This window comes from Micromonospora sp. NPDC000663 (assembly GCF_042898105.1).
Lineage (GTDB): Bacteria > Actinomycetota > Actinomycetes > Mycobacteriales > Micromonosporaceae > Micromonospora.
Genome location: NZ_JBIAYR010000004.1, coordinates 606,233 through 622,320, shown reverse-complemented (window position 1 = coordinate 622,320; position 16,088 = coordinate 606,233). Strand labels below are relative to the sequence as shown.

Annotated in this window: 20 protein-coding genes; 14 read left to right on the top strand and 6 right to left on the bottom strand. The window is 73.6% G+C overall.

The window, feature by feature from the left end:
- Nucleotides 1-76 precede the first annotated feature (76 nt).
- The 5 genes from ACFY1S_RS18380 to ACFY1S_RS18360 all read left to right on the top strand — a co-directional run bounded on the left by ACFY1S_RS18380 (nucleotide 77) and on the right by ACFY1S_RS18360 (nucleotide 3,595).
- Nucleotides 77-589 carry a SigE family RNA polymerase sigma factor gene (locus tag ACFY1S_RS18380; protein ID WP_387119338.1) on the top strand — a complete coding sequence of 171 codons (513 nt, stop codon included), beginning with the start codon at nucleotides 77-79 and terminating at the stop codon, nucleotides 587-589.
- Nucleotides 582-1,400 carry a DUF4232 domain-containing protein gene (locus ACFY1S_RS18375; RefSeq protein ID WP_387119219.1) on the top strand — a complete coding sequence of 273 codons (819 nt, stop codon included), beginning with the start codon at nucleotides 582-584 and terminating at the stop codon, nucleotides 1,398-1,400. The genes ACFY1S_RS18380 and ACFY1S_RS18375 overlap by 8 nt, the downstream gene beginning before the upstream one ends.
- Nucleotides 1,401-1,463: 63 nt before the next feature.
- Nucleotides 1,464-2,495 carry an aldo/keto reductase gene (locus ACFY1S_RS18370; RefSeq protein ID WP_387119216.1) on the top strand — a complete coding sequence of 344 codons (1,032 nt, stop codon included), beginning with the start codon at nucleotides 1,464-1,466 and terminating at the stop codon, nucleotides 2,493-2,495.
- Entirely contained in the window at nucleotides 2,492-2,998 is a 507-nt protein-coding gene (locus tag ACFY1S_RS18365) for a DUF664 domain-containing protein (protein ID WP_387119213.1), read from the top strand. The genes ACFY1S_RS18370 and ACFY1S_RS18365 overlap by 4 nt, the downstream gene beginning before the upstream one ends.
- A gap of 24 nt (nucleotides 2,999-3,022) precedes the next feature.
- A complete protein-coding gene (locus ACFY1S_RS18360; RefSeq protein ID WP_387119210.1) occupies nucleotides 3,023-3,595 on the top strand; it encodes a GNAT family N-acetyltransferase in 573 nt (190 codons plus the stop codon).
- On the opposite strand, the gene ACFY1S_RS18355 is transcribed toward ACFY1S_RS18360, so the two are convergent.
- Nucleotides 3,592-4,824: an MFS transporter gene (locus ACFY1S_RS18355; RefSeq protein WP_387119207.1), complete on the bottom strand. Its 1,233-nt coding sequence runs from the start codon at nucleotides 4,822-4,824 to the stop codon at nucleotides 3,592-3,594. The two genes, ACFY1S_RS18360 and ACFY1S_RS18355, sit on opposite strands and share 4 nt — an antisense overlap.
- 68 nt (nucleotides 4,825-4,892) lie before the next feature.
- On the opposite strand from ACFY1S_RS18355, the gene ACFY1S_RS18350 reads away from it, so the two are divergent.
- From ACFY1S_RS18350 to ACFY1S_RS18325, 6 genes are all read left to right on the top strand, one after another.
- Entirely contained in the window at nucleotides 4,893-5,405 is a 513-nt protein-coding gene (locus ACFY1S_RS18350; RefSeq protein ID WP_387119204.1) for a MarR family winged helix-turn-helix transcriptional regulator, read from the top strand.
- Nucleotides 5,406-5,459: 54 nt separating this feature from the next.
- Nucleotides 5,460-5,975 (top strand): DUF2087 domain-containing protein, encoded by a 516-nt coding sequence (locus tag ACFY1S_RS18345; RefSeq protein WP_387119201.1) that lies wholly within the window; start codon nucleotides 5,460-5,462, stop codon nucleotides 5,973-5,975.
- Nucleotides 5,976-6,027: 52 nt separating this feature from the next.
- Complete coding sequence (locus ACFY1S_RS18340) at nucleotides 6,028-6,504, top strand: MarR family winged helix-turn-helix transcriptional regulator (RefSeq protein WP_387119198.1); 477 nt, start codon at nucleotides 6,028-6,030, stop codon at nucleotides 6,502-6,504.
- A gap of 77 nt (nucleotides 6,505-6,581) precedes the next feature.
- The gene (locus ACFY1S_RS18335) at nucleotides 6,582-6,992 is read left to right on the top strand and encodes a DUF6069 family protein (protein WP_387119195.1); all 411 of its coding nucleotides are present in this window, start codon (nucleotides 6,582-6,584) and stop codon (nucleotides 6,990-6,992) included.
- Between the two features lie 45 nt (nucleotides 6,993-7,037).
- Entirely contained in the window at nucleotides 7,038-7,550 is a 513-nt protein-coding gene (locus ACFY1S_RS18330; RefSeq protein ID WP_387119192.1) for a GNAT family N-acetyltransferase, read from the top strand.
- Between the two features lie 68 nt (nucleotides 7,551-7,618).
- Complete coding sequence (locus ACFY1S_RS18325; RefSeq protein WP_387119189.1) at nucleotides 7,619-8,044, top strand: Hsp20/alpha crystallin family protein; 426 nt, start codon at nucleotides 7,619-7,621, stop codon at nucleotides 8,042-8,044.
- A gap of 30 nt (nucleotides 8,045-8,074) precedes the next feature.
- On the opposite strand, the gene ACFY1S_RS18320 is transcribed toward ACFY1S_RS18325, so the two are convergent.
- Nucleotides 8,075-9,088, bottom strand: coding sequence for a helix-turn-helix transcriptional regulator (locus ACFY1S_RS18320; protein ID WP_387119186.1), 1,014 nt, complete (start codon nucleotides 9,086-9,088; stop codon nucleotides 8,075-8,077).
- A 95-nt stretch (nucleotides 9,089-9,183) separates the two neighbouring features.
- On the opposite strand from ACFY1S_RS18320, the gene ACFY1S_RS18315 reads away from it, so the two are divergent.
- Both ACFY1S_RS18315 and ACFY1S_RS18310 read left to right on the top strand, forming a co-directional pair.
- Nucleotides 9,184-10,182 (top strand): tyrosine-type recombinase/integrase, encoded by a 999-nt coding sequence (locus tag ACFY1S_RS18315; protein WP_387119183.1) that lies wholly within the window; start codon nucleotides 9,184-9,186, stop codon nucleotides 10,180-10,182.
- A 29-nt stretch (nucleotides 10,183-10,211) separates the two neighbouring features.
- Entirely contained in the window at nucleotides 10,212-11,057 is an 846-nt protein-coding gene (locus tag ACFY1S_RS18310; RefSeq protein ID WP_387119180.1) for an LLM class flavin-dependent oxidoreductase, read from the top strand.
- 17 nt (nucleotides 11,058-11,074) lie between these two features.
- Here ACFY1S_RS18310 and ACFY1S_RS18305 read toward each other — a convergent pair whose 3' ends face one another.
- On the bottom strand, nucleotides 11,075-11,446 hold the full coding sequence (locus tag ACFY1S_RS18305; protein WP_364365077.1) for a VOC family protein: 372 nt from the start codon (nucleotides 11,444-11,446) through the stop codon (nucleotides 11,075-11,077).
- Nucleotides 11,447-11,515: 69 nt separating this feature from the next.
- Nucleotides 11,516-13,219 carry an acyl-CoA dehydrogenase family protein gene (locus tag ACFY1S_RS18300; protein WP_387119176.1) on the bottom strand — a complete coding sequence of 568 codons (1,704 nt, stop codon included), beginning with the start codon at nucleotides 13,217-13,219 and terminating at the stop codon, nucleotides 11,516-11,518.
- Between the two features lie 137 nt (nucleotides 13,220-13,356).
- Between ACFY1S_RS18300 and ACFY1S_RS18295 the strand changes: the two genes are divergently transcribed.
- On the top strand, nucleotides 13,357-13,815 hold the full coding sequence (locus ACFY1S_RS18295) for a hypothetical protein (RefSeq protein ID WP_387119173.1): 459 nt from the start codon (nucleotides 13,357-13,359) through the stop codon (nucleotides 13,813-13,815).
- A gap of 97 nt (nucleotides 13,816-13,912) precedes the next feature.
- Here the strand turns inward: ACFY1S_RS18295 and ACFY1S_RS18290 are convergent, their stop codons facing one another.
- A complete protein-coding gene (locus ACFY1S_RS18290; RefSeq protein ID WP_387119170.1) occupies nucleotides 13,913-14,629 on the bottom strand; it encodes a thymidine kinase in 717 nt (238 codons plus the stop codon).
- Nucleotides 14,630-14,685: 56 nt separating this feature from the next.
- Nucleotides 14,686-16,077, bottom strand: coding sequence for an MFS transporter (locus tag ACFY1S_RS18285; RefSeq protein WP_387119167.1), 1,392 nt, complete (start codon nucleotides 16,075-16,077; stop codon nucleotides 14,686-14,688).
- Between the last annotated feature and the right edge of the window lie 11 nt (nucleotides 16,078-16,088).

Genomic DNA, 16,088 nt, shown 5'->3' with positions numbered 1-16,088 from the left:
GCGGAACTTCGGCCGCGGTCGGGGCGTGAGTGCGGTGAACATCGACGGGGACGCCGGGAGGGCGGGGGCGAAGGGGATGTTGCATGCCGACGAATTCGATGAGTTCTACACCAGCACGTATCGACGACTGGTCGGTCAGCTGTACGCGATGCTGGGAGACCTGAGCGAGGCCGAGGACGCGGTGCAGGAGGCGTACTGCCGTGCGTGGCAGCGACGGTCGAAGTTGAACGAGTACGACAATCCCGAGGCGTGGGTCCGTACGGTCGCCTACCGCATCGCGGTGAGCAGTTGGCGCCGGACGAGGAACCGCCTCGCCGCCCACCGGCGGCATGGTCCGCATCAGCCGGTCGAGTCGGTCGACACCGGAGACCTGGACCTGGTCGGCGCCCTCGCGGGCCTGCCGTACGAGCAACGGCGGGTGCTGGTGCTGCACCACCTCGTCGGTCTGCCACTGGCCGACATCTGCCGGGAGACCGGATCGCCACTGGGGACTGTGAAGTCCCGGCTGGCCCGCGGCCGGCAGGCGCTGGCCCAGCACGTCGCCGAGTTCAGGGGCACCGCTCACGGAAGGATCTCGGAAGATGTCTGACCAGCATGGGACGCCCCGGGGAGCGCCCGCGTTCGACAGGCGGTTGGCAGAGCTGGCCCGATCGGCGGCGGCTGTGGCGCGACCGGAGTCTCCGGGGGATGTGCGACTACGGGCCGGACGCCGTACGGTGCGTCGTCGGGTCGGCACCGGGGCCCTGGCCGTGGCGGTGCTGGGCGCCGTCGTGGCGGGCGGGGTCCTCCGCGCGGCCCCCCGCGACGACGTACCGCCGGCGGTGACGCCCTCGCCTGTGGCCCCGCCGAGCAGCACACCGACGCCCACCGTGGAGTCGCCCTCGGCGGCCACCTCCCCACCGTCGTCGAAGTCGCCGGCCGGGACCGTCGGCGCCCGACCGCCGGGCACCTCCGACTCGACACCGGCCCGGTGCACGACGGCCAACCTGACGGTGACGCTCGGCTCGCCGGACAGCGCGAGCGGACACCGCAGCGTGGCAGTGGTGTTCCGCAACAGCGGCGGCACCACCTGCCGGCTGACCGGCTACCCGGGCATCGACGCCCTGGGCGGTGACGGCAGGACGCTTGCGCACGCCGAGCGCACACCGCGCGGGTACATGGGCGGTGCGGCGCGGGGGTCGCGGCCTCCGACCGTGACGCTCCGCCCGGGTGGGGTCGCATCGGCGCTGGTGGAGGCGCAGGGCTTCCGCGCCGACGGCGAACCGTGCACCGCGTACGCGCGCCTGCTGGTCACGCCGCCGGACGACGTCCGGTCGGTACGCCTGCGATGGGACACCGACAGTTGCAGTGACCTGGAGGTGCACCCAGTCGTGCCGGGGGCCACGGGCCGCTCGGGCTGAGCGGGTGCGGGTGGTCGGCCCAGGTGCGAAGATCAGCTCTGTCACTCGGACCGGAAGGACGACATGCGCTATCGCACTCTGGGCGCCACCGGCACTGTGGTGTCGACCCTGTGTCTGGGCACGATGACCTTCGGCGCGGAGACCGACGAGGCGGGCAGCTTCGCCCAGCTGGACCGCTTCGTCGACGCCGGCGGCACCTTCATCGACACCGCCGACGTCTACTCCGCCGGTGTCTCCGAGGAGATCGTCGGCCGGTGGCTGCGGTCGCGGCCGGAGCTGCGGGACCGCCTCGTCATCGCCACGAAGGGGCGGTTCCCGATGGGCTCCGGCGCGAACGACGCCGGTCTGTCCCGGGTGCACCTCACCCGCGCCCTGGACGCCAGCCTGCGACGGCTCGGCGTCGAGGCCGTCGACCTGTACCAGGCGCACGCCTGGGATCCACTGACCCCGCTGCCGGAGACGCTGCGGTTCTTCGACGACGCCGTACGCGCCGGCAAGATCCGCTACGCGGGGGTCAGCAACTTCACCGGTTGGCAGTTGCAGAAGGCGGCTCTGCTCACCCAGCACCTCAACCTCACGCCGATCGTGACCCTGCAACCGCAGTACAACCTGCTGGCCCGGGAGATCGAGTTCGAGCTGGTGCCGGTCTGCGAGAACGAGGGCATCGGCATCCTGCCGTGGTCGCCGCTTGGTGGCGGCTGGCTGACCGGCAAGTACCAGCGCGACAGCACGCCCACCGGCGCCACCCGGCTCGGTGAGAACCCGCAGCGCGGCGTCGAGGCGTACGCCGGTCGCAACGCCGACGAGCGCACCTGGCGGGTGCTCGACGCGGTCCGCCAGGTCGCCGGGGAACACGACGCGTCCATGTCGGCGGTGGCGCTGGCCTGGTTGGCGGCCCGACCGGCGGTCACCTCGGTGATCCTCGGCGCACGGACCACCGAGCAGCTCGACGACAACCTGACGGCCGCCGACCTGGTCCTCGACGCCGAGCAGATGCGACTGCTGGACGAGGCGAGCGCCCCACCGGTGGGCGACTACCCGTACGGCGGCGCGGGAGTGCGCCAGCGCGCCCGTGACCTGCCGGCCGCGCCGTGATCCCCTTCCCCGAGCCCACCGCTCCGGCCGGCAGCCGCACCGAGGTCTTCCTTCGCTACCTGGACTTCTTCCGCGAGTCGGTGGTGGAGAAGGTGTCGGCGCTGGACGAGGCCGAGCTGCGGCGCAGCCGGCTGCCGTCCGGGTGGACCCCGGTGGAGCTGCTCACGCACCTGCGCCACGTCGAGCTGCGCTGGATCGAGTGGGGCTTTCAGGGCCGGGACGTCGCCGAACCGTGGGGTGACCGCCGCGGGGACCGCTGGTACGTCGCCCCGGAGGTGACACGCGCGGAGTTGGTGGCGGCGCTGCGGGCGCAGGGCGCGCACACCACTGCGGTGGTGACGGCGCACGACCTGGCGGAGATCGGCGCGCCCGGCCCGCGGTGGAACGGCGCCGACCCGGCGTCGCTGGAGCGGGTGCTGTTCCACCTGGTCCAGGAGTACGCCCGCCACCTCGGTCACCTCGACGTCGTCGCCGAACTGGCCGGAGGCCCGACCGGCGAGTGACGCCGCGACGGCGACAATGGACCGATGCCGCTGCTCGTCGCACCCGCCCTGCCCGCCGGAAGCTTCGGCGGCCGGAAGCAGCCCCACCTTCCGGTACGCCCCGGGCTGGCGCTGCGGCCCTGGCGCACCGACGACGCCCCTGCCGTGCGGGCGGCCTTCGACTGTCCGGCGATCCAGCGGTGGCATGTCCGTCGCCTGGACAGTGACGACGAGGCACGGGCGTGGACGGCGCAGTGGGCGGCCCGCTGGCACGCCGAGACGGACGCCAGCTGGGCGATCGTCGACGCCGACGACGGGCCGGTCGGTCAGGTGGGCCTGCGCGGGGTGCTGCTGACCGAGGCGACGGCTGACGTGTCGTACTGGGTGGTGCCCGCCGCGCGTGGTCGGGGGATCGCCACCCGGGCGCTGGAGACGCTGAGCAGGTGGTGCTTCACGCGGGTCGGGCTGCACCGGCTGGCGCTGGAGCACTCCACCTCCAACGCGCCGTCCTGCCGGGTGGCCGCGCGGGCGGGTTTCCCGGTGGAGGGTGTGCGCCGCGAGTCGGTTCGGCACGCCGACGGGTGGCACGACATGCACCTGCACGCACGGCTGGCCTAGCGGACGCCGGCGGGCTCGGCGGGTTGCGGTGGCGGGGCCACCGGCCAGGTGAGCCGGCGTACCCCGGGCACGAGCGCGGTGCCGGCGCAGGAGGCGAGGACCAGCAGGCCGGCGACCGCCAGCGGGACGGGCGCGCCGAACGCGTCGGCGGCCAGCGGCGCCAGCGCGTAGCCCACAGGCATCGCGGCCAGTGACACCAGCCAGTCGTACGAGGTGACCCGGGCCAGGACCTCCGGCGGGAACTGGTGCTGCACGACTGTCTCCCAGACCGGGTTGAGGTAACCGAGGGCGGTCAGCGCCACGGCGTAGGAGACGATCACCGCGGCGGCGGGTGCGGCGACGGCGAGCAGGAACAGCGGCGCGGCGTAGCAGGCGAGCCCGAGGTTGGCCATCAGCACCGGCCGGCGCAGCCGGACGCGCCCCGCCAGGAGTGACCCGGCGAGCATGCCGATCGCGCCGGCCTGCAACAGCAGCACCCAGGTCGCCTCACCGCCGAGGCGGTTGATGGCGACGGCCGGTCCGAGGGTGGTCAGGACGGCGGCGGCGCCGTTCCAGACGCCGTGCCCGAGCAGGCTGGTCCAGAACCAGTCGCGGGCGCGTACCTCGCCGAAGCCGTGCCGCAGGTCGGCGAGGACCGAACGGCGGGGCACCGGCACGTGGCGTACCCGTACCAGGACGAGCAGGGCGGCGCTGAGCGCGAACGACGCGCCGTCGATGACGAACGCCCAGCCTGGTCCGGCGGCCCAGATCAGCGCACCTGCCAACGCCGGGCCGAGCAGCCGGCTGGAGTTGGCGGTCACACCCATCAGCGCGTTGGCCTGTTGCCGTTGGGCCGGTTCGACGGTGCCGGCGACAAGGGGGGACGCGGTCGGTATGGCGAATGCCGACGCGACGCCTCCGATCGCGGACGCCACCACGATCGTGCTCATCGACGGGTCGCCGCCGAGCAGTTGGGCGCCGACGGCGAGTTGGGTCGCGCAGCGGACCAGGTCGGCCAGGACCGCGACGCGACGGGCGTCGAACCGGTCGGCGACGACGCCTCCCAGCGGCAGCAGGAGCAGCCGGGGAACCATCGCCGCGGCGAGGACGAGAGCCAGCGCTCCGGTCGAGCCGGTGGCGCGCAGAACGGCCAGCGCCAGGGCGGCGGGTACCACGGCGTCGCCGAGCGCGGAGACGGTCCGGCCCAGGAACAGCAGCCGGAAGGATCGCGTACGCAGGGGATGAGCCATACCGGCAACATAGTTCGGCACCGAACCTTTTAGCAATGAATATTTTGGCACTGAGGTAAGCTCGGGTGGTGACCACCACTCCGGATGCCGTCGACAGGCACATCGAACGCTGGCTCCCCGTGGTGCCCGAGCTCGACGCGGACATCGAGGGCGCGGTCGTGCGGATGATCCACGTGACCCGGCACCTGCGGGCGGTCAAGGAACGCGTCCTGGCCGACCTCGACCTGCCCGCCCACGAGTACGACACCCTGCACGCGCTCGCCGGGCGGGGCGGCCGCGCGGCCCCCTCGGAACTCGCGGCCGATCTCGCGGTGGCGCCCGCCTCGATCACCGCGCGCGTCGACACCCTGCTCCGGCGGGAGTTCGTGCGCCGTACCCCGTCCACGACCGACCGTCGCCGGGTGGACGTGGCACTCACCGACGCCGGACGCGCGGCCTGGCGGGCGGCCATGGAGGTCCAGGGCGACGAGGAGCACCGGCTGCTCGGCGCGCTCACCCCGAGCGAACGGCGACACCTGTCCGACCTGCTGCGTCGGGTAATGCTCGTCGCCGCGCAACCGGCCGACGCCCCCACCGACTGAGCGGCGAGGGAAATCGCCTGGCGGGCCGCGTACCCCTTTGAGAGGGTGACCGGCGTGACTGCGGATGCTGTGGCCGGGGCGCTGGCCGACGACGGGCGGCGGCGGATCTTCGCGGCGATCGTGCTGGGCGCGACAAGCGCGACCCAGGTCGCGCAGCGGACCGGCCTGGCGGTGCGGGTGGTGCTCACCGGGGTCCGCCGGCTCACCGACGCGGGTCTCGTCACCGGCGCGGACGGCGCGTTCGCGGCCGACGAGGTGTCGTTGCGGGAGGCCGCGCGCGAGCGTCGCCCAGCCGGCGACGCCGAACCCGACGGCGACCCGGTGCTGCGGACGTTCCTGCGCGCCGGCACCCTCGTGGGTCTGCCCGCCCAGCGCGGCCGGCGGCGGGTGCTGCTGGCGCACATCGCCGAGCGGTCGTTCGAGGCGGGCACCCCCTACCCCGAGCGCGCCGTCGACGAGGCGCTCAAGCCGTGGTGCGCGGCGGGCGGATCAGACCACGTCACGCTACGCCGCTACCTGATCGACGAGCGGTTGCTGACCCGCGAACGGGGCATCTACCAGCGGCCCTGATCGTCCGCCGCGCGAACCGTCTCGTCGCGGAACATGTTGCTAGCCTCCGTGGATGACCTCGTGTACGCCCGCGGACGGCCCACCCGACCTGTTGTTCCTGCTCTCCTGGGCGAGTCACGCGTTGCAGACCGAACACGCGGCGGGTCTGACCGAGCTGGGCATCTCGCCCCGGGCGCACTACGTGCTGGCGCAGGCCAGCACGGGTGAGCTGACCCAACGGGAGATCGGTGAGCGGTGCGGGGTGGACAAGACCACGATGGTCGTCACGCTCGACCAGTTGGAGCGGGCCGGGCTCGCCGAGCGCCGTCCCGCGCCGACGGACCGACGGGCCCGCCTGGTGGCGGTGACACCGGCGGGGGAGCAGGTCCTGCGGCGGGCGCGGCAGGTGGTCCAGCGCATCCAGGAGGACCTGCTGGCGACCCTGCCCGAACAGGACCGGGAGGGCTTCCTGCGCGCCCTGCTGGCGCTGGTGAACGGACCGCTCGCAGGCACCTCCCCGTACGCCCCGGGCGCACGCTCCGGATGTTGATCCGAAAAAGATAGTCTCGTACGGGACTATCTGTTACGGTCTTACTCGTTCACGTCCCCCTGAACGAGGAGCCCGCCATGAGCGCGACCACCGTCCCGGCCACCGCCACCTCACCGCTGCGCCGCCGCGCCCTGGGCGTCGTCGTGGCCGTCGTGTCCTGCCTGGCCATCTGGTCCATCGGCGCGCTGGCCGGCGTCGACTACACGGTCGAGAGTCCGGGTCAGCCCGCCGTGGTCATCGGGGCGGGCGCGATCGTCACGGTCGCCCTGGGCGCCTCCCTGCTCGGCTGGGCGACGCTGGCCCTGCTGGAACGGTTCGCCAGGCGGCTCGCCCGTCCGCTGTGGATCTCGCTCGCCGTCGTGGTCACGGTGCTGTCCTTCCTTCCCCTGACGGGCGTCGAGGCCGACGGCGGCGCCAAGGTGGCGCTCGGCGCGACGCACATCGCCGTGGCTGTCGCGCTCGTCGCCCTGCTGCCCCGACGTCGGTGAGCGCGCCCAGCCGAAAGAGGTTGACCGGGCGGCGATGATCATTCGGTGACCACCGCTCGGCCCACCTGGGTGACCGCGACCGTCCGACCCGACCATGGCGACGCGGTACTGCTGCTGTGCGAGTACATGACAGAGATGGTGGAGCGCTATCACGATCGCCCGGCCCGTCCCGGTGAGGTCGACGCGGCGCTGGCCGAGATGCCGAGCGACGACCTGGCCCCGCCGGGCGGGCTACTCCTGATCGCCCGCCACGGGGGCGACCCGGCCGGCTGTGCCGGGCTGCGCTGGCATTGCGGCTGGGCCGAGCTGACGCGGGTGTTCGTCCGACCCGCGCACCGGGGCACTGGCGGGGGCGCGGCACTGCTGGCCGCCGTCGAGCAGCGCGCGCGGGCGGCCGGGGTGGACCGGATCCGCCTCGACACCCGCCACGACCTGGTCGAGGCCCGCGCCCTGTACGTCCGGCACGGCTACGTCGAGATCCCGGCGTACTCGCAGGGCCCGTACGCCGAGCACTGGTACGAGAAGCAGTTGACGAACGCGGCGCGAGGCGCTAAATAAGAAGAGGAGGTTGAGTCACCCCGACTCAACTCAACACCTTCGGCCAGGAGAACCGAGGAGGCATGACCATGTTGATGCGTACCGACCCGTTCCGCGAGATCGACCGGCTCGCCGAGCAGTTCTTCGGTACGGCAGCTCGTCCCGCGACGATGCACCTGGACGCCTACCGCGACGGTGACTACTTCTACGCCGCGTTCGACCTGCCCGGCGTCGACCCGGACACCATCGACTGCACCGTCGAGCGCAACGTGCTCACCGTCCGCGCCGAGCGCCGCCGGCCCTCCGGCGAGGGCGTCGAACTGGTCGCCGCCGAACGTCCGATGGGCACCTTCACCCGGCAGCTGTTCCTGGGCGACACCCTGGACACAGACAAGCTCGAGGCCGGCTACGAGCATGGGGTGCTGACGTTGCGCATCCCGGTGGCCGAGCGCGCCAAGCCGCGCCGCGTGACCATCACCGCCAACGGCGACGCACGCCGGCAGATCAACGCCTGATCCGCCGCACGGACCACGGCGGCCGGCGCACTACGCGTCGGCCGCCGGCCCCGCCGGGCGTATCAGGTCGGACCGCGCGTAGAGCGCGGCGAGCGCATGCGCGGTCTCGGCGACCCGGTCGCGCAGCTCGGCCGGGGCCAGCACCTCGACCTGCGCGCCAAGCTTGAGCATCTCGACGCAACCGTGCCGGACGGACTCGATCGGGACGGTCGTGGTGACCCAGCCCTCCGCGTCCGGCGTGCCAGCCTGCTCGTGCGCCGCGCGGCTCATCGCCGGCGGGAACAGGTACACCGTCTGCGCCAGCGCCGAGGCGGTCATCCGCACCCGGGCCTCGGCGCGGTACACGCCGCGCTCGTACCGCGCGGCGTGCTCCCGCCAGCAGTCCGACAGGTCGAAATCGGCGGGCCGGTCCGCGGGCTCGTCCAGCACGGCCAGCTCCAGGATCGCGCCCACCCGGTAGGTGCGGACCTGCCCGCCGGCGGCGGCAACCAGATACCAGCGGCCGGCCTTGAGCACCACACCCAACGGGTCGAGGGTCCGGGTCACCTCCCGGGGCGTCTTCCACCGGCGGTACCGGACCCGGACCCGACGGTCCTCCCACACGGCGGCGGCCAGCGCGGCCAGGTGCGGTGTGGGCTCGGGCTCACGGAACCAGGTCGGCGCGTCCAGGTGGAACCGCTGCCGGATCCGCGCGCCCCGGTCGGCGAGATCCGACGGCAGCGCCGCGCGCAACTTCAGCTCCGCCGTGGCCAGCACCGAACCCAGTCCCAGCTCGGCGGCCGGCCCGGGTACGCCGGACAGGAACAACGCCTCGGCCTCACCTGCCGTCAGCCCGGTCAGCCTGGTCCGGTAGCCGTCCAGCAGCCGGTACCCGCCGGCGGGGCCGCGCTCGGCGTACACCGGCACCCCGCTGGCGCCCAGCGACTCCACGTCGCGGTACACCGTGCGCACCGACACCTCGAGGGCCTCGGCCAGCTCGGCGGCGGTCATCCGCCCCCGCGTCTGCAGGAGCAGCAGCAGGGACACCAACCGGCTGGCTCGCACCGCCCGACGGTAGCCCCCGCACCCGCGCGGCCCCACCCGGCGGGTGTCGGCGCGCCTGCGCGGCAAACCCACCCGGTGCTGAGAACCTTTTTCACATGGTGTCCTCCGACGCTCCGGTGCTCACACGCCCCACCGGCCGGCCGGCCCTGCCCGACGGGCCGGTCGACGTCACCGAGGCGTGGCTACGCAACCGCCGCCTGTCCGAGCACACCCGCGACGCCTACCGGCGGGACGTCACCGGCTGGCTGCACTGGTGCGCCGACCGGGACCTCGACCCGTTGCGGGCCACCTTCCTGCACGTCAACGAGTACGCCCGCGCGCTGGAGTCCACAGTCGCCGCGCACAGCGGCCGGCCGCTGACCCCGGCCACCGTGGCGCGTCGGCTCTCCGCGCTGTCCAGCTGGTACGACTTCCTGGTCAAGCTCGGCGGGGTGCCGGCCAACCCGGTCTCCGGCGCGGACCGGCCCCGCGTCGACCGGGACCACTCGGCCACCGTCGGCCTGACCCCCGAGGAGGTCGACGCCCTGCTCGCCGCCGCCGACGCGGACACCGGCCCGACGGCAGCGCGCAACCGGGCGGCCCTCGCGCTCCTTGCCGACCTGGGCCTGCGGGTCGGGGAGCTGATCTCGCTGGACCTGACCGACCTCGGCACCGAACGCGGGCACCGCAGCGTGCGCTTCGTCGGCAAGGGTGGCAAGCAACGCCGACGCGCCCTCACCCCCGGCACGGGGTACGCGGTGGACGCGTACCTGGCGCAGCGGGCCGCCGCCGCCGGCGTACCTGTGACACAGCTGACCGGGCCTCTGCTGGTCACCGCCAGCGGTGCCCGGCTGGACCGGCACTCGGTGTTCCGGATGGTCAGGCGGCTCGCCAGGGTCGCAGGCATTCCGGCCTGGGCAAGGCTGTCCCCGCACTCGCTGCGGCACGCCTTCGCCACCACCGCCCGGTCCGAGGGCGTCCCCCTCGAGGACGTGCAGGACGCGATGGGTCACGCCGACCCGCGGACCACCCGCCGCTACGACCGCGACCGGCACAACCTCGACCGCGACCCGGCGTACGCGGTGTGGGCGGCGCGGTCCCGCCGACGCGGCTGACCGTCACACCCCCGCCCTAGGTTGGGGCGATGAGACACGGTCTGGAAATTCCGTGCGGCGGCGGGGCGGTCTCGGTGTCCACACTCGTCGAGTTGGGCGAGCTGGCCGAGCGCGCCGGCTGGGACGGGGTGTTCCTGGAGGACTACGTCGTGCACCACCACGGCGACGACCCGTACACCTACGACCCCTGGCTGGTGCTCGCCGTCGTCGCCGCCCGCACCGACCGGGTGCGCCTGGGCACCACAGTCACCGCCCTGCCCCGGCGCCGCCCGGCGAAGCTGGCCCGCGAGGTGCTCACCCTCGACCACCTCAGCGCCGGCCGGGCCACCGTCGCGGTCGGCGTCGGCGACCCCGGCGACAGGGGCCTGGCCGCGTTCGGCGAGCCGACCGAGGTGTCCGTGCGCGCCGCGAAGCTCGACGAGGGCCTCGACCTGCTGACCGGCCTGCTCAGCGGCGAGCCGGTGCACCACCGGGGCGTGCACTACCGCGCCGACGGCGTGGCGCTGCGACCACCGCCGGTGCAGTCGCCCCGGGTTCCCGTGTGGGTCGGTGGCAGCACCCAGGCCGGCGCGGTCCGACGGCGCGCGGCCCGCGCCGACGGCATCGTCCCGTACAAGCTCACCGACACCGACGGGTGGTCCGACTTCACCGCCGACGAGATCCACGACCTGGTGCGCGCCCTGCCCCCGACCCGCGCCGACGGCCAACCGTTCGACGTGGCGATCGGTGGGCGCCGGCGCAACCCGGATGAGCGCGCCGAACGGGCGTACCTGCGCCAGGTGGCCGACGCCGGGGCCACCTGGTGGCTGGAGTACGTGCCGGTCGGTGACCCGGCGGCGATGCGCGCCGCGGTGGCCCGGGGGCCGCTGCGCTGACCTCCGGGCCCGCCGGTTCAGCCCTGCGGGCGGGGGCAGATGCAGAACGGCTGGCCGATCGGGTCGACGAGCACCACCCAGCGCTCCCCGCCGGGCTGGAACTCCGGCTTCGACGCCCCGGCGGCCACGAACTCCTTCTCGGCCACGGCCAGGTCGTCGACGTAGAGGTCCAGGTGGTATCGCTGCTGCCCGGCCGGGTCCGGCCAGGACGGCGGCTGGTACCCCTGGACCAGGCCGAAGCCGATGGACGTCCCACCGCCGCTGATCATCGCGTACTCGGCTTCGCTGTGGGTGATCTCCCAGCCCAGCAGTCGGTGGTAGAAGGCGGCGTGCGCGGCGGGGTCGGAGCTGTCCAGGTTGACCATCGCGAGGTCGGCGGTTGTCGTCATGTCCGCAGTCTCACCCGCACTACCTGTCATCCACTGTCAGGTACGTCGGCGTTTCTCGCCCCGGTCTCCTCAGCAGAGCAGGTCCAGGTGGTGGTGGGCGTCCTCGGCGATCTCCTCGTGCCGCAGCCATCGCCGCGCCCACAGCCGGGCGGCCAGCTCCGCCTGCTCGTCCCCCCACGCGGCGTGCTCCACGAGCAGGGCGGCCGTGAGCGCGTACGCCAGGCGCAGCGCCAAGCCGCGGGCACCGGCGGTCACCGCGTCGGCGGTCGGGTCGCCGGTCACGGCGGTGATGGTGTCGCCGAGCTGCGCGGCGGTGGTGGCCAGGGTGTCGGCCAGTGCCGGCGAGAGCGGCCGGGCCAGGTCCACGGCGGCGGCGAGCCGGCTCAGCAGCGGCGCCCCGGCGTCCTCGCGGGTAAGCGCGCGCAGCACGTCCAGGGCCAGCACGTTCGTGGTGCCCTCCCAGATCGGCAGCACCTGCGCGTCGCGCAGCAGGCGGGGCACACCTGTGTCCTCCACGTAGCCGGCGCCGCCGAAGCTCTCCACGTACTCGCTGGCGGAGCTGACGGCGAGCCGGCCGGTGGCGAGCTTGGCCAGTGGCGCCACGATGCGCAGCTCCGCGGCTGCCTCCGGGTCGGCGCCGACCTCGACCCGCCCGAGCAGCGCGAACGCGTGCCCGGCGAGGGCGAACGCGCCCGCCGCGTCGACCGCGAGGGTGCCCAGGGTGGCCCGGTGCAGCGGCGACGACGCCAGTGGGCCGCCCGCGACGTGCCGCACGTCGGCGTACGCCCGGGCGTACGCCAGGCCGCGTCGCATCCCGCCGGCCGCCGCGGCGGCGTTGTGCACGCGGGTCACCACCACAAGGGTCATCGCCCGGACCAGCCCGGGCACGCCCGGGTCGCCCAGCGGCACGGCGTACGCGTCGTGCAGGCCGATCTCGGCGGTGGGCAGCGCGCGGGTGCCCAGCTTGTCCTTGAGACGGTGCACGGTGACGCCCGGCGCCGGCGCGTCGGCGGCGGCCCCGTCGGCGAGCGGCGAGTCGGCGGCGTAGCGGGGGACCAGGAACGGGGCGAGCACCCGGCTGCCCCGTCCCGCGCCCTCGGGTCGGGCCAGCGCCACCGCCATCGCCGCGTCGGCAGCCGAGCAGAACCACTTCTGGCCGGTCAGCCGCCACGAACCGTCGGCGGCGGGCCGGCCGATGGTGCTGGAGCGGCCCAGGTCCGAGCCGCCCTGCGACTCGGTCATCCACTGCCCGCTGGTGATCGCCGTGGCCGGGTCGGTGGAGATCAGCCGGGGCAGCCACGCGTCGCGGACCGACGCGTCGACGTCGGGCAGGCTGAGCAGCGCCGCCGCCCCGTCGGCCATCGCCACCGGGCAGGAGAACGTCGCCGACTCCGGCCCGTACAGGTGCAGCAGGGCGTGCTGCACGACACGCGCGGCGGCACCCCAGGTGCCGCGCGCGTCAGGCAGGTAGGGCAGCGCGACCACGGCGTGTCGGGCCGCGGCGGCCCGCTGCGCCTGCCAGCCGGCGGACGTCTCGATGCGGTCGATCCGGGCGCCCCACGGGTCGTAGCGGACCAGGGTCGGCGGGTGCGCCTCGGCGTCGGCGTGCGCCGCGCGCAGCGGCCCGGTGACGTCGGCCGCCAGGTCGGCCAGCCGGCCCTTCGCGGCGGCGTGCCCGGCCGGGCCGAGGTGGCGCTCCAGCCAGGACCGCAGCAGGGCGTCGTCGGCGTACGGGTCGGCGGGCTGTGGTACCGGCTGCACGAAGCGGTTCATCGGTCGGCTCCCTGGCACTGCTCGGGGGTGTGCGCCGACGGTAGACGATTCGTGGGTACCGCGAACAGGGCCTCGGGCGCACCCAGTTTCCCGCTTGTCCTGCCTCACCGCGACGGTGTTCTCTACGGTCGGTAGTCGTGGGTGCCGGTCAGACGTGGAGCCGACCGGCCCGGCGGAGCCGTCCGATGCGCACCGGGCTGGCGTTCGCCGGGTTCGGCGTGGCGCTGTGCTGCGTCGGGGTGGCAGGCCTGGCCGCCTGGAACCTGCAGACGGTCCGTGGGGCCGCCGGGCCGATCCGAGAGACCGCCGACGGCTTCCTCAACGAGGTGACGGTCGGGGACACCACCGGGGCGTACGACAGGCTGTGCGAGGACGCGCGCAGCAGGTGGAGCGCGATCGGCTTCACCAGTTGGGTGCGTACGCCGCCGATGGTCACCGACTACGAGATCACCGACGTGTCGGTGGCCACCAAGAGTGGGCGGGCGCACGGCACGGTGACCGTGAAGGTGACACGTGACGGCGGCATCACCGAGGAGCGCCGCCTGCCAGTGGTCCGCGAGGGCGGGGACTGGCGGGTGTGCGGTGACCCCTTCTGAGCCGCCGGTCACCCGATCTGGCGCACCCCCGGCTTCTGCGCGAGCGGCGGGGCGTCGAGCCGACCACCTCGACGGAACTCTTGCGGCGGCGGGCGCCTCAGTCGCGGGGGCCGAGGTCGCCGCTGCGGTAGTGCCGCCGGCAGAGCACCTGGTAGCGCACGTCGGCGGTGTCCACGGTGTCGCCGATGACGACCTGCGCCCCCTCGCGCACCACCCGCCCGTCGACGACGCGGGCGTTGAGCAGCCCTTCCCGGCCGCACCAGCAGAGCACCTCGACCTGGATGCGGGCCACCTCGTCGGCCAACTCGAACAGGCGTTGCGTGGCGGGGAACAGGCAGGACCGGAAGTCGGTGGCGAGGCCGAACGCGAACACGTCCACGTCGTAGCTGTCCACCAGTTCGGCCATCTGCTCGACGTGCTCCACGGTGTAGAAGCAGGCCTCGTCGCAGATGAGGTAGTCGACGCGTACCCCGTCGGCCCACCGGCCCCGCACGAGAGCCCGCAGGTCCAGGTCGTCGGTGACCTCGATGGCCTCGTGGGCCAGGCCGATGCGGGTGGTGACCTGCGGGCCCAGCGACCTGTCGATGCGGGTGGTGACCAGACCGCGGCGGCCCTGCCGGGCGTGGTTGTAGTTCATCTGCAACGCCATCGTGGACTTGCCGCAGTCCATCGGCCCCCAGAAGAACTTGAGCGCCGCCGCGTGCACCGGACGCCCGTCGAGCCCGCGCGCCGCCGCGCACCCCGCCGGAGCGTGCGGCTGGCCGGGGAACGGGTGGGCCAGGCAGGTGGGGGCGGCAGCGGCGTCGTCAGTCACGGTCGGGCAGCCTAGCTGATCGACGGTGCCTGATCTGTCGGGTGCGGGATGCGTGCTCAGAGCACCCGGGGCGGTGTGTTGCCGACCGCGACGATGGCCCGGCGGATCGGCACGGCGGCCAACAGCAGGAACCCGACGACGAAGAAGATCAACAGTGAGACCAGGCCCACCCGGTACGAGGCGGTGAGCTGGAACACCAGGCCGAAGGCGAGCGGGCCCAACCAGCTGGTGCCCTTGTCGCTGATCTCGTAGAAGCCGTAGTACTCGCCCTCCTTGCCGGCGGGGATGAGCTGGCTGAACAGCGACCGGCTCAGGGCCTGGCTGCCGCCCAAGACCAGCCCGATCGCCGCGCCGAGGATCATGAACGGCACCGGCGCCTCGGCGGGCAGCCGGAACGCGCCGAGGATCACGCCCGTCCAGAGCACCAGGCTGAGCAGCACCGTCTTCCAGGCGCCGATACGCCGGGCCAGCGCGCCGAGGCTCAACGCGCCACCGAAGGCGAGGAACTGCACCAGCAGGATGGTGACGATCAGGGTGCTCTGCTCCAGCCGCAGTTCCTCGGTGCCGTACTGGCTGGCCAGGGTGATGACGGTCTGGATGCCGTCGTTGTAGACCAGGAACGCGAGCAGGAAGAACAGGGTCAGCGGGTACGCCTTGATCTCCCGCAGCGTGCGACCCAGTTGCCGGAACCCGTCGGTGAGCACGTTCCCGCCGCCGGTCAGCGCCGCGGCGCTGGGGCGTTCGCGCAGCCACCGCAGCGGCACCAGCGTGAACGCCGCCCACCACACGCCCGCCGACACGATCGACCAGCGGGCCAGGTCCAGGGTGCGCTGCGGGTTGTCGTCCTCGCTGAGCAGGGTGACCGCCACCAGGTTGAGCGCGAGCAGCAGACCGCCGCCGAGGTAGCCCAGTGCCCAGCCGCGGCTGGAGATGCCGTCGCGTTCGTCGGGGCCGCCGAGCTGCGGCAGGAACGAGTTGTAGACGACGATGGCGGCGCCGAAGGAGATGTTGGCGATGAGGAACAGCGCGCCGCCGAGCAGGTACCGGTCACCGGTCACGAAGGCCATGGCGATCGTCGCTCCGGCACCGGTGAACGCTGCGCCACCGAGCAGGCGCTTCTTGTGCGCCGACCGGTCCGCGATCGCCCCGATGACCGGCAGCACGAATACGGTGAGGAAGACCGACAGCGAGATGAGGTACGGGTAGTAGGACCCGGCGGCGACCTTGATGCCCAACGGGTACACCGAGCCGTCGCAGGTGTCCGCGCCCAGTTCGCAGCCGGCGGCCAGTTCGGCGACGGTGGTCAGGAACGGACCCAGGAACACGGTGATGACCGTGGTTTGGAAGGCGGAGTTGGCCCAGTCGTAGATGTACCAGCCGCTGCGCTCGCGGCGGGTGCTCGCCGGATGCGGGGCGTCGTTGGCCGTGGGGGTCACGGTCTCGGCCATCGGGGGTCCTT